An 11,671-nucleotide genomic window follows, 5' to 3' on the forward strand; every position below is an offset into this window, starting at 1 on the left:
TCATAGCCCTGTGGCTCGGACATGAGAGCCCTGCGACCACTTACATCTACTTGTCGGCTGACATGAAGATGAAGGAGGAAGCGTTGCTTCGGCTTCAGCCAACGGTCATCGGCACGAAGAGGTTCAAGGCACCTGATGACTTGCTGGCTTTCCTGAAGGGCCTGTGATTATGCGCACTGCCAAGGGCATGGTGCCGAGCGAAAAGCCCGGCATCTCAGCCGCTTACCGAGACGATGACCCTCAACGGGCCATAATCGCGAAGGGATCATACTCGGCCTTATGGCGACGTCTTCATAAGGCCGAGATCGATCCGTGGGCATAATGCCCACGGCCTCGAAGAGGGCTCAGGCTCGGGGCAAGGCCTCCGACCTGGGCCTTTCGCCCGCCGGTCGTTCGAACGACCGGCACAAGAGGCCGAAAGTGCAACGACAATATGAAGGAAGTAGCGAAACAGAATGCATCGGGCTGCGCAGCCTCAGCGGCTCTCCGACACATCAAGAAACAGCTTCACCAAGGCTACGTTGATGAAATAATTGCTCTTTCCGGACCTGTGTTTTTCGACAAACCCATTTTCCGCCAGCGTGTCCAGATACTTGGCCGCTGTTTGCCGGCTGACACCCAGATCGGTCTGGACATATTCAATCCGTGTATAGGGGTGGCGGAACAGGTTGTTCAGCAATTCCTGACTGTAGATCTTTGGAAGTTCGGCCCGCATGCGATGTTTCACATCAGCCATCTGATCCCTGATGCCGGCCACGATTTCGACGGTCGTGGCGGAGGTCTCAGCTACAGCGTCAAGCATGTAAACGACCCAGTCTTCCCAAGCACCTTCGTCGCGCACGGCCTGAAGGTGACGGTAGTAGTCGGCCTTGTTGCGCGTAATGAAGCGCGACAGATAAAGCACGGGGATGTCGAGAAGCCCCGTGCGGGTCAGGTAAAGCACATTCAGGATGCGGCCGATCCGGCCATTGCCATCGGGAAATGGATGGATGCTTTCGAATTGATGGTGGATCAGCGCCATTTTGATCAGGGGGTCGAGGGCGCAAAATTCGTCGTCGTTGATAAACCTCTCCAAGCCGGACATATGTGTGACGATGTCGCGTGCATCCTGCGGCGGCACAAAAACGATGGCTCCGGTCTGTTCGTGTTTTAGCGCCGTTCCGGGCGTCACCCGAAACCCGTCATCGCGCCCCTTCAACAGGCGAAACATGTCGATCAGCGCCGAATTTGGAATTAGGCCGCCAGTCTCGCGCAGGCGGGCGTAGCCGAGCCGCAAGGCGTCCCGGTAGAGTGCTACCTCCTTGGCGGCCGGCGACTGCGGATCATCGGGGAACAGGTCTGCCTGAAACACCTCGTCCTGGGTTGTGACGATGTTTTCGATCTCCGAGGAGGCCTTGGCTTCCTGCAGGGCCAGAGTGTCGATCAAAATGCCTTGGTTCGGGATGGTCTTGGCCTGGCCCTTCAGGTCGGCCAAGGCGCGGCTGGCCCGCGCCAACGCCTTAAGAACGCGGACGGTCTCAATGTCGATTGGGGGCGGCAGGGCAGGGATCACATAGGTTGGCTTTAACATGTTATGTGGCTCGTGTTAAGAAAGTTACGGTTTGATAACACGACTGACGCTTCATGTCAGCAAATTCGAACTTTCTTCACGTATCAGCATGTCTGCGCAAATGGCCGACATGCGTGATGTGACTGCAAAGCCCTCTGGCGTCTTGCCAGCCTCAAAGCCGGTTCCGAACCGCGGCGGCTTGCGTCCACTGCTGGCCAGGTGGGGCCCTTGTTTTCTGGGTGACGGTATTTCGTCGCGTCAGGCGCACGGGCGGGCTTCACCTCGGTACCGATCAGGTCGGCAAGGGAATAGCCCATCTCTTTGGTGATCGCATCAATCTTGGCGCAGGCTTTGTCTTTGCGCCGGTCTTGTTGCGTGGAAATCGCCTTGGCGAGGTCTTTCAGCAATTTCCGCAGTTCCTTGGATGACAATGCGGCGACGTCGAAATCAGCCATACGTGCCTTGTGTCCAAGTTGACCGATCAGGGATCGCCGTCCGGTCAGCGCAATGCAACTCCCAACGGTCAGGGTCGCGTGGCGGGGCAGGGGGGTAGGGTGATCTGCCGCAAGGTTTGGCTCAGTAGGTCGGCTTTTGCCCTGTTGCCCCAGCAAGGAAGGCCTTCGTTCTGCAAACGCTCCAGGTCGCTCCCATCTCCGGCGCCATCCCTTCGACTGACAATCCCCTAAGCCTGTTCGGGTTCAATCGCGCAACCCCGCGTCAGTCCGGGCCGTGTTGGCTAGCGTTTCTTTGGAAACGCGGCACCTGCCCGCTCCACCCCGGTCCTCTGGGGGTTTCCGGCGTCCATGCTGTCCGCCGTGCACGCCTCACCCGACAGGCTTCTTTCGGGTCTTGTCGAAGGGACGGTCCCGAAGACAGGAAACACAGGAGCTTCAAATGCAGAACATCGTTATCCTCGCCGGCAACATCGGTCAAAAACCTGAAACCCGCACCACCCAGGGCGGCACACAGATCACCAACTTCAGCCTCGCCACCTCGCGCCCCCGCCTCTCGGAAGGTCGCGTCATGCGCGACGAAAACGGCTACCGGGTCATGGACACCGAATGGCACCGCATCACCTGCTTCAACGGTCTCGGCAAGTCGATCGCCGAACACTGCGAAAAGGGCATGAAGGTCCTCGTCCACGGCCGCCTCCACTACACCAAGTGGACCGACGCAACCGGCACTGACCGCTACGGCTGCGAGATCATCGCCGAGAAGGTCGACTTCCTCAGCCGCCCCAAATTGGCCGAGGGTCAAGACCCCGAGCTGGTCGACCGCGACGACGAGATCCCGTTCTGAAAAGAACGGGGCCTCCCCCAAGGCCCGGCGGGGAAACCCGCCGGGTATCAGCCACGCGCGGCATGCGGCTGTCGGGATAAATGACGGAGGCAACGCTTGCTGGCCTCTATCAATCGCACTCTTCATGAAAGAAGGGCACCTAGCGCGACGCTTTCTGCAGCAGCCCGATCAACTCGTTGAACTTCGCACGCTGCTCGTTCGCGTCGCCGCTGTCGATCGCGGTCTGGACGCAATGCTGCGCGTGGTTTTCCAGGATCAGCTTTTCCACCCCGAGGATCGCGGATCGGATCGCCGCCGTTTGTACAAGGATATCCATGCAGTAGCGATCCGCCTCGATCATCCCGACGACACCCCTGACCTGCCCTTCAAGGCGGGATAGTCGGTCCAAAGTCTTGTCCTTATTCGTCTTCACGCGGTTTTTCCTCCATTCAGTTGGAACTTGTCATCGAGTAGCTGGTTATATACCCCATATGGGTATATAAATGAGGCAGGCAATGACATACCGGGACAAATCTACAATGGAATTTTCACGGACGCACGGGCAACCGCATTCGGGCAAGGCGGGCGGCGGCTATGGCCGTTTCCTCGCCATGATCGCGACATCGACCGTCGCGATGTTCGGCCTGATGTATTTGAACACCTATGCGATTGACCATGTCTTTTTCTCTCAGACCCGGATGTGGATGGCGCTCTACATGGGCGGGGTGATGGCAATCATCATGCTTGCCTTCATGCTGGGCATGTATTCCAACCGGAAAGCCAACATCGCGATCCTTGTCGGGGGGATTGTCGCTTTTGGGGTCGGGCTGGGGCTTGTCCGCACGCAAGCAACGGTAGGTGACGTCGCATGGATGAAGGCAATGATCCCGCACCATTCCATTGCCATCCTGACCAGCGAGCGGGCCAATATCTCGGACCCGAGGGTCCGGGCACTGGCAGATGCAATCATCGAAGCCCAACTGGCCGAGATCGCGGAAATGAAGCTTTACATCGCGGATATCGAGGCGAACGGCGAGGCACCTGCGGGCACACCCCGAGCGGAAGTCGAATGACGCTACAGTTGGCTGAAAAGTAGACGTCGCGGCTGGAATAGAAATCATGAACAGAAAGGGAAATACAATGGCTTATACAATCAACCGCCTGATAGCGGACGCCGGTTTTGACGCCGTTGACGCGCGCACCCGGGCTGCACTGGGCGACAAGGGTTTTGGCATTCTTACCGAGATCGACGTCAAGGCGACGATGAAGAAAAAGCTGGATGTCGATATGCCAGCTTACCGCATTCTCGGTGCGTGCAACCCGAAGATGGCGCATCAGGCCATCGGAATGGAGCCGCGCGTGGGTGCGATGTTGCCTTGCAATGTGATCCTGCGTGAGGTCGATGGCGGGATCGAGGTCAGCGCGATTGATCCCGTGGCCTCGATGCAAGCCATCGACAATGCTGCGCTGCATGCTGTCGCCGGTCAGGTGCGAGACCTGCTGGCGGAAGCCGTGGCCGCGATTTGAGATGAGCTTGCGCACCGGTATTCTGGCAGCGATGGCTGGCCTTGGCCTTGTCCTGCTCGGGGTGTGGTGGTTTGCGCCTGCAATCCTGGTTGATGTCATGCACCTGATGAACCGCGAGGCACTGGAAGCATTGGTGGCGCAGGCGGGCATCTGGGGACCCTTGTTGATCATTGGCCTCATGACCGTGGCCGTGGTCGCCAGTCCGATCCCAAGCGCGCCGATCGCCTTGGCCGGCGGTGCGGCCTACGGGCATGTCTGGGGAACTGTCTATGTCGTGATTGGGGCAGAACTCGGCGCGTTGATCGCCTTCGGACTTGCGCGGGTACTCGGGCGCGATGCGCTCAAACACGTGTTCGGCACGTCGGTGGATGCCGGGCTGCTAGGATCGCAGAACGCTCTCACTGGGACCGTGTTTGTCAGCCGACTGATGCCTTTCGTATCCTTCGACATGATCAGCTATGCGGCAGGCCTGAGTTGCCTGCATGCTTGGCGGTTTGCGCTGGCAACACTTGCTGGAATCATACCTGCGAGCTTCCTGCTTGCCCATGTTGGCATCGAAGCGGCCAGTGGAGACATGAGCCAAGCCACATGGACGGTTCTCGGCCTTGGCCTCGTCACCGGATTACCTCTGCTCTGGATCGCGATGAGGCCCAAGGGCAAAAAACCAACCTGATGGCCGAGGGCTATACCGAGGACATCTAAAACAGCTTGAGCTTCCAGTCACTGGATGCCTCACGCTGAAACAAATCAGAAGAAAGTTGGCAGGACATGGAACACGATCATCAGCACGCAAAATCCGACATTCCCGATGGGGCAGAAACCGCCAAAGACCCAGTCTGCGGGATGACGGTCGCAGTCACGCCAGATACGCGGCACGCCCAGTTCCAGGACAAGACCTTCCATTTCTGCTCAGAAAAGTGCCAGACGAAATTCAAGGTCGATCCATGGTTCTACGCCTCCGGCCACGCAGCGGGGCGTGAGAAAGCCGCACCGGCGAACATCCAGTACACCTGTCCGATGCATCCGCAAATCATTCGAGATGCGCCGGGACCCTGTCCGATCTGTGGCATGGCGCTGGAGCCGGTAGTGCCGACGGACGAACCCAGCCATGAGCTGACAGATTTCACCCGCCGGATGTGGATTTCAGCGGCGGCGGCGGTGCCGCTCATCGTGCTGACGATGGGCGGATTCGTCGGTCTGCCGGTGCGCGACTGGATCGGGCATCAGACGGCCAGCTATCTGGAATTCGTGCTGGCGACACCCATCGTGCTCTGGGCCGCCTTTCCGTTCTTCAAACGCGGCTGGGACTCAGTGATCAACCGGTCGCCTAACATGTGGACGCTGATCAGCCTCGGCGTTGCGGCGGCCTATCTCTATTCCATCGTGGCGACCTTCCTGCCGGGCGTCTTCCCCGAAGTTTACCGGATGGGCCAAGGTGTGGGCACCTATTTCGAGGCGGCGGTGGTGATTATCGCCTTGGTCTTCGTCGGCCAGGTGCTGGAGTTGCGGGCGCGGGAGCGCACTGGTGATGCGATCCGCGCGCTTCTTGATCTGGCACCGAAAACCGCGCGACGGATCCTGCCAGATGGCACGGAATACGACGCGCCTCTGGAAAACATCATGGAAGGCGACCGGCTGCGGGTACGGCCCGGTGATGCGGTTCCGGTGGATGGCGTTGTGATCGAGGGGCGATCCTCCTTGGACGAAAGCATGTTAACCGGTGAATCCATGCCGGTCGAAAAAGGCCCCGGCGATGCGGTGACCGGGGCCACGATCAACAAGAACGGCTCTTTGGTGATCGAGGCGGGCAAGGTCGGCGCCGACACCGTGCTGGCGCAGATCGTGGCCATGGTGTCGAATGCGCGCCGATCACGCGCGCCGATCCAGGGAATGGCAGACCGCGTGGCGGCGGTGTTCGTGCCGACCGTGGTCGGCACCGCGATCTTCGCCTTTGTGGTCTGGATGATCTTCGGGCCTGAACCAGCGCTGGTCTATGCCATCGCCGCTGCCGTCTCGGTGCTGATTATCGCCTGCCCCTGTGCATTGGGCCTTGCCACGCCGATTTCAATCACCACTGCAGCCGGCCGCGGGGCGCAGGCCGGGGTGTTGATCAAGGATGCCGAGGCGCTGGAACGCATGGCGGGGGTCGACACGCTGATCGTCGACAAGACCGGCACCCTGACCTTGGGCAAGCCGAAGCTGACTGATACTGTGGCGCTGGGGGATATCACCGAGGCTGACATTCTGTCGCTTGCAGCGGCCCTTGAGCGCGGCTCCGAACACCCTCTCGCCGAAGCCATCGTCGAAGGTGCCGAGGCGCAAGGGGCTACCCGGCAGGACGCTGCGGATTTTGAGGCCGTGACCGGCAAAGGCGTGCGCGGCAGTGTCGGCGGTCGCGCCGTGGCCCTCGGCAACACCGCCATGATGCAGGATATGGGCTTGGACACGACACAAGCTGAGGAAAGGGCTGATACCCTGCGCAGGGAGGGCAAGACGGCGATGTTCGTCGCGGTCGATGGTGAGCTTGCAGGTATCGTGGCGGTCGCCGATCTGATCAAGGACAGCACAGCTCAGGCGATCAAGGAACTTCATGCCCAAGGCCTGCGCGTCATCATGGCGACAGGCGACAATGAGCGCACAGCACAAGCGGTGGCGGCGACGCTGGGCATCGACGAGGTGCGCGCGGGTGTTCTGCCGGAAGACAAGAAGAAGCTGATCGACGAGTTGCGCAAGCAGGGCCACAAGATCGCCATGGCAGGCGACGGGGTAAATGATGCACCCGCTTTGGCGGCAGCGGATGTCGGCATCGCCATGGGCACCGGCGCCGATGTGGCGATGGAAAGTGCGGGCATCACTCTGCTGGGCGGCGATCTGATGGGCATCGTGCGGGCACGCAAACTGGCCCGCGCGACGCTGCGCAATATCAAGCAAAACCTGTTCTTTGCCTTCGCCTACAACGCTGTAGGTGTTCCGATCGCGGCCGGGCTGCTCTATCCAGTCACCGGGTTGTTGCTGTCGCCGATGATTGCGGCGGCGGCAATGAGCCTGTCCTCGGTTTCAGTGATCACCAACGCGCTGCGCTTGCGGCGGGTTGATCTATAAACACATCAAAAAGGAGAAGATCATGACAACTTTCCACATCCCCGGCATGCATTGCGGCGGTTGCAAATCCACGGTCGAGAAAACAATCCTCGCCCTTGATCCAGCAGCACAGATCGAGTTCGATATGCCAGCGCGGAAGGTTTCGGTTGAGAGCAGCGCTGACACAGCGCGCGTCCAAGCGGTGCTGGCTGAGGCCGGATATCCTGCTGCCCCCGCCTGAGCCGCCCCATCATCCACCGTCAGACGCGCTCCGTTCCGACTGGAACTGGCGCTCGCGGTCGGGCCAGCGCGATTTGATGTAGGCCAGGATATCGGCGATTTCCTGCGTACTCAGCACATCGCCGAAAGCCGGCATGGCGCTATCGAAACTGACACCCATCTGCGCCAGCGCTTCCTCGCCGCCCAAGGTGATATAGTCGATCAGGGCGGTGTCGGAATGATGCCAAGTGTGCCCGCTTTCGTCATGCGGAGGTGCCGGGAAACGCCCGTCTGGCCCAGAGCTGCGCCAGTCTGGCTGGCCTTCGAGATTTCTGCCGTGGCACGCGGCGCAGTTCGCGTCATAAAGAACGCGACCGCGCGTCGCGGCTACATTGTCGGGGGCAAAGATATGGAAGGCGGCCCCGATGGATCCCAGAAGGACCGCCGCCATGAGAATGAGGATGCCCGACCTCATGCCGGTTGGTCCGGTGTAGCTTTGAGAAAAGGGCGGATACTCAACCGCATCAGTTGATCCCGTTGGCGCGCTGCAATTCGCGCACATAGGCAACAATCGCGCCAAGCTCTCCATCCGTCAGGCGTTGCTCAACCGGTGGCATGTTTCCGAACGGCCAATGGTGCGCCTTGACCCCGTTGCGTGCGGCCAGAACAAAGGCCATGTCGCCGTGGTGACCGGGCTCGTAAATCCGGTGGACCAGCGGCGGCGCGACGCCATCTTTCCCCGCCGCATTCGTGCCATGGCAAGAGGCGCAGACCGCGTTGAAATAGGTCTCCCCCAGACGCGCTTGTGCGGAAAGCTCTGCCGGAAGGGTGACCTCGGCCAAGGGTGCACCTGCTGCGGCCTGTGAGGCAGCCGGTGCCGTGGCCGAAACCGGCTCTTCACTGGCCGGGCCTTGGGTCCAATACCAGCCCGCCGCTGCCATGAAAGCGACAACCAGTGCGCCGATGAGGCTCTTGTTCATGATACAATCTCCAATCTGTCTTCGCCGACTGCGCGGCGCTAGCGCGGCCCTGCCGTCGGCCTTTGGCCGTCCGGGTCAGGCGCGCCGATGAATGTGGTTGCCACCGGAGGGACGTCCCGCTCCGGTGGCGGATGTCTCAGGCCGACACGGCAAACTCGGTCATCATCCCGATGGAAAGATGCGGCATGTGATGGCAATGCAGCATCCAGCGCGCGGCCTCTCCGGCATCTAGCGCAACCGTCACCATCGACATCGGCGGCACATAGACCGTGTCGCGGATCGCGCCATCGAAGGTTTGACCGTTGATGTTCACCACCTGGAACACATGCCCGTGCAGGTGCATCGGGTGCCCCATCATCGACATGTTGTGGAACGACAGATGCACCCGTTCGCCGGTCTTGGCGGTAAGCGGGGTGTGATTGCCCCAGACCTGTCCGTTGATAGTCCAGAGGTAAGGCTGCATCGCGCCGCCCAGCATGATCATATGGGTCCGGTCCACCGGGCGCGGCGCAAGGGTCGGCGCGCCCACCACAGGTGCCGCCCGCAGCAGCCTTTCCTGCGCAAGGTCAAGATCGAACGCGCTGCTTTCAACTTCTGCCAGATCATCAATCCTGCGCACTTCGGCACCTGCGGTGGCAAGGATGATGCCAGTGCGCTGCCGCGCACCTTCGCGCAGCGCGAGAATTGGAAAGGCCCCGGCGTCCGGCAGATCAATTTCCAGATCAAGACGCTGCGCCATAGCCAGACCAAAGCGCGTCCCCGTCACAGGCGTAACGCCGTGGCCATCGACCGCCACCAGACGCGCAGGCACCCCACCGGTGTCGATCCAAAACACGGTCGCCGCCGCGGCATTGATCACCCGCAGCAAGACCAGGCCCTTGCGCTCGACGGCGATCACTTCTGGGTCGGCGAGCGTGCGATCATTGGCGAGATAGGCGTCAAACTCGAAGTCGTTCAGGTCCATCACCATCCCGCCTGCGCCCATACCGCCCATGGCCATGCCCATGTGACCCGTGCCGTCTGTCGTCATGCCGGAATGATTCATGCCCGACATGCCATCCGGGGTCGGCGCCGGGGCATCCATCGCGCCCATGTCATGATGTGCCGCCCCTTGGGTGATCTCGGCCAGCACCTCGGCGGCAGGCCGGAACGAAAAGTCGTGCAGGAACATCACCACTTCCTGCCGGTCAGACGTCAGATCTTCAGGCCGGCGCACGATCAGGGGGGCCGCGAGCAGGCTCATTTCCTGCACCGGCACATGGCTGTGCATCCAGTAGGTGCCGGGCATGGGCGCATAGTCGTAGCTGCGCGTCTCACCCGGCTGCAACAGCGGCATCGGCAGGTTCGGCACCCCGTCCTGCACATTCGGCGGGATCTGGCCATGCCAGTGGATGATCGTCTCCTCCGCCAGCGTATTGGTCAGATCGACGCGGAACCGTTGACCGGGATCAAGGATCAACCCTTGCCCGCCCAATCCATTGGTCAGGCCCATGACAGAGGCTGCGCGACCGCCAACCTCGATCACCCGGGATGTTGCGGTCAGGGAAAGCGGTGCGCTTTGCGCGAAACTCATGCGCGGCAGGGCGGTGGTGGCAGCCAAGGCTGCGGATGCGGCCAGAAAGCCGCGGCGTGTGAGGTCATGTGTCATTTTGAATTATTCCATCAACCCCTAAAGGGGCGCATCAGTCTGGAGCCGCAGGGCAGCTCCGCTCATCAATCGTTCAGAGGAATTTCGGGGGGCGGTCGGCTGTCTCGCCCGTGCGCCCGCGCAAAACGAGGGAAACGGTGGCCCGGTGCGCAACCGGGCGAAATGCCATTGGCGCAGCGTCCGCAGAGGTAAACCAGGTTGCAACCGATCCAAGACAGGCGATCGCACAGGCACCTGACATTGCATGATCAGATCCGCCGCAATGTTTCATCGCATCGGCATGCCGGTTCATGACGGTTTGTTCATTGTGACAGGGTGCCACCGTTGTCTGCATTTCTCCTGCCATTGCTGCATGCGGAAGAACGCCGAACAAAGCGATGGAAAGTGTAAGCAAAGCTGTGACAATAAATCGAGTCATCGAAGCCTTCAGACGGCAGTATAATATATTTTATGATCGGCGGGTGATTTACGCAAGACACGAAGCCGTTTGGACCCGCTTCGGGGGGCCGGCGGGTCAAGAATGTGTCCTGAGCTGAAGGCCAAGCTGTATGTATGCTCCTGCAAGTATGTTTTTTTCAGGCTTGTGGCATTCTGAGCTTTGCGCAGCCATACGAATGCTTTCCGCCCAAACTGCTTGAGAGTCAGAGAAGAGTTGGTTGCTTTCGCGACGGGTTGAGGGTTGGGAGAGTGGCTTCCAGCGCCTGTCACGGAGGAATGCCGATGGGCGTTGTTGAAGTTATGGACCCGGTGCAGCCAGCACGGACAGGTGGTTACAAAGTGGATGTCAGCCGGGGTGAGCGGAACGGGCGGGTGTCGTCTGAATGGTTTAACCGGCCCGATGATGAGCGGTATCTGTCGCTCGATGATCTTTGGGCATCGGTGAAGGGTCGCTCCGAGCGCAGCCGCAGCAGGGTCGTACAAACTGCAGATATTCGGGTCGAGGCGTCGCGTGACAATAGCGAGCGCCTGCATCTGATGCTGCCGAAGGCGCAGGAACCGGTGGTGCCAACCCATTGGGCGTTCGGGCAGCTCGCCAGCATTGTCGGCGCACCGGCCTCCTACCTGCGGCAACTGCCCGCACCATTGGCGGGCATCAACCTGCAATATGGGCTGACCAACCACCGGGCCGAGCAGGTTAAAACCTTTGAGACCGAAGATGGCCGCATAGAGCTGCGGGCCGTGACCGGAGCCGAGTACGGCCGTTATCTGAACAGTCAAGCTGTCTCACCGGCCACCGCCTGATCATTTTCATCACCGCTGCGTTGAGCGCTGCCGCCGAGCGGCAGTGATCGCTTGCGCATGCGCTGTCCCCCAAGAGGAGTTTTCACCATGTCCACCAGGATTCAATCCGGGGCGCGTGCCGATGTTTACACGCGCATCACTGAAGAG

Annotated in this window: 12 protein-coding genes and 1 pseudogene; 7 read left to right on the forward strand and 6 right to left on the reverse strand. The window is 60.6% G+C overall.

The genetic code is table 11. The features are described 5' to 3' along the window. Window positions 1–475: 475 nt before the first annotated feature. Together AKV04_RS17510 and AKV04_RS17515 are read right to left on the reverse strand one after the other, a co-directional pair. Window positions 476–1,570, reverse strand: coding sequence for a Fic family protein (locus AKV04_RS17510; protein WP_054007716.1), 1,095 nt, complete (start codon window positions 1,568–1,570; stop codon window positions 476–478). Window positions 1,571–1,653: 83 nt separating this feature from the next. Next, window positions 1,654–2,004 carry an H-NS histone family protein gene (locus tag AKV04_RS17515; RefSeq protein WP_328287157.1) on the reverse strand — a complete coding sequence of 117 codons (351 nt, stop codon included), beginning with the start codon at window positions 2,002–2,004 and terminating at the stop codon, window positions 1,654–1,656. Window positions 2,005–2,443: 439 nt separating this feature from the next. Here AKV04_RS17515 and AKV04_RS17520 point away from each other — a divergent pair, with 439 nt between their 5' ends. Next, on the forward strand, window positions 2,444–2,848 hold the full coding sequence (locus AKV04_RS17520; protein ID WP_054007717.1) for a single-stranded DNA-binding protein: 405 nt from the start codon (window positions 2,444–2,446) through the stop codon (window positions 2,846–2,848). Between the two features lie 139 nt (window positions 2,849–2,987). Here the strand turns inward: AKV04_RS17520 and AKV04_RS17525 are convergent, their stop codons facing one another. After that, entirely contained in the window at window positions 2,988–3,260 is a 273-nt protein-coding gene (locus AKV04_RS17525) for a metal-sensitive transcriptional regulator (RefSeq protein WP_054007718.1), read from the reverse strand. A 106-nt stretch (window positions 3,261–3,366) separates the two neighbouring features. Between AKV04_RS17525 and AKV04_RS17530 the strand changes: the two genes are divergently transcribed. From AKV04_RS17530 to AKV04_RS17550, 5 genes are all read left to right on the forward strand, one after another. Then, window positions 3,367–3,900, forward strand: coding sequence for a DUF305 domain-containing protein (locus tag AKV04_RS17530; RefSeq protein ID WP_054007719.1), 534 nt, complete (start codon window positions 3,367–3,369; stop codon window positions 3,898–3,900). Between the two features lie 67 nt (window positions 3,901–3,967). Next, on the forward strand, window positions 3,968–4,354 hold the full coding sequence (locus AKV04_RS17535; protein WP_054007720.1) for a DUF302 domain-containing protein: 387 nt from the start codon (window positions 3,968–3,970) through the stop codon (window positions 4,352–4,354). Between the two features lies 1 nt (window position 4,355). Next, complete coding sequence (locus AKV04_RS17540) at window positions 4,356–5,027, forward strand: TVP38/TMEM64 family protein (protein WP_054007721.1); 672 nt, start codon at window positions 4,356–4,358, stop codon at window positions 5,025–5,027. 95 nt (window positions 5,028–5,122) lie between these two features. After that, entirely contained in the window at window positions 5,123–7,456 is a 2,334-nt protein-coding gene (locus tag AKV04_RS17545) for a heavy metal translocating P-type ATPase (RefSeq protein WP_054007722.1), read from the forward strand. A 22-nt stretch (window positions 7,457–7,478) separates the two neighbouring features. After that, window positions 7,479–7,676, forward strand: coding sequence for a heavy-metal-associated domain-containing protein (locus AKV04_RS17550; protein WP_054007723.1), 198 nt, complete (start codon window positions 7,479–7,481; stop codon window positions 7,674–7,676). Window positions 7,677–7,685: 9 nt separating this feature from the next. On the opposite strand, the gene AKV04_RS17555 is transcribed toward AKV04_RS17550, so the two are convergent. From AKV04_RS17555 to AKV04_RS17565, 3 genes are all read right to left on the reverse strand, one after another. Next, window positions 7,686–8,129: a c-type cytochrome gene (locus AKV04_RS17555; protein WP_054007724.1), complete on the reverse strand. Its 444-nt coding sequence runs from the start codon at window positions 8,127–8,129 to the stop codon at window positions 7,686–7,688. 49 nt (window positions 8,130–8,178) lie between these two features. Beyond that, a complete protein-coding gene (locus AKV04_RS17560; protein ID WP_054007725.1) occupies window positions 8,179–8,634 on the reverse strand; it encodes a c-type cytochrome in 456 nt (151 codons plus the stop codon). A 136-nt stretch (window positions 8,635–8,770) separates the two neighbouring features. After that, entirely contained in the window at window positions 8,771–10,282 is a 1,512-nt protein-coding gene (locus AKV04_RS17565) for a multicopper oxidase family protein (protein WP_054007726.1), read from the reverse strand. A 720-nt stretch (window positions 10,283–11,002) separates the two neighbouring features. Between AKV04_RS17565 and AKV04_RS17575 the strand changes: the two are divergent. Continuing rightward, window positions 11,003–11,485, forward strand: a pseudogene (locus AKV04_RS17575) (DUF932 domain-containing protein); the annotation flags it as partial. Window positions 11,486–11,671 lie beyond the last annotated feature (186 nt).

Source organism: Cypionkella psychrotolerans (genome assembly GCF_001294535.1).
In the GTDB taxonomy this organism is placed as follows: Bacteria; Pseudomonadota; Alphaproteobacteria; order Rhodobacterales; family Rhodobacteraceae; genus Cypionkella; species Cypionkella psychrotolerans.

Bases quoted from the DNA above. Each gene is read 5' to 3' on its own strand.
- AKV04_RS17510 (WP_054007716.1), bottom strand. From the start codon at position 1,570: ATGTTAAAGCCAACCTATGTGATCCCTGCCCTGCCGCCCCCAATCGAC.
- AKV04_RS17515 (WP_328287157.1), bottom strand. From the start codon at position 2,004: ATGGCTGATTTCGACGTCGCCGCATTGTCATCCAAGGAACTGCGGAAA.
- AKV04_RS17520 (WP_054007717.1), top strand. From the start codon at position 2,444: ATGCAGAACATCGTTATCCTCGCCGGCAACATCGGTCAAAAACCTGAA.
- AKV04_RS17530 (WP_054007719.1), top strand. From the start codon at position 3,367: ATGGAATTTTCACGGACGCACGGGCAACCGCATTCGGGCAAGGCGGGC.
- AKV04_RS17535 (WP_054007720.1), top strand. From the start codon at position 3,968: ATGGCTTATACAATCAACCGCCTGATAGCGGACGCCGGTTTTGACGCC.
- AKV04_RS17540 (WP_054007721.1), top strand. From the start codon at position 4,356: ATGAGCTTGCGCACCGGTATTCTGGCAGCGATGGCTGGCCTTGGCCTT.
- AKV04_RS17545 (WP_054007722.1), top strand. From the start codon at position 5,123: ATGGAACACGATCATCAGCACGCAAAATCCGACATTCCCGATGGGGCA.
- AKV04_RS17550 (WP_054007723.1), top strand. From the start codon at position 7,479: ATGACAACTTTCCACATCCCCGGCATGCATTGCGGCGGTTGCAAATCC.
- AKV04_RS17555 (WP_054007724.1), bottom strand. From the start codon at position 8,129: ATGAGGTCGGGCATCCTCATTCTCATGGCGGCGGTCCTTCTGGGATCC.
- AKV04_RS17560 (WP_054007725.1), bottom strand. From the start codon at position 8,634: ATGAACAAGAGCCTCATCGGCGCACTGGTTGTCGCTTTCATGGCAGCG.
- AKV04_RS17565 (WP_054007726.1), bottom strand. From the start codon at position 10,282: ATGACACATGACCTCACACGCCGCGGCTTTCTGGCCGCATCCGCAGCC.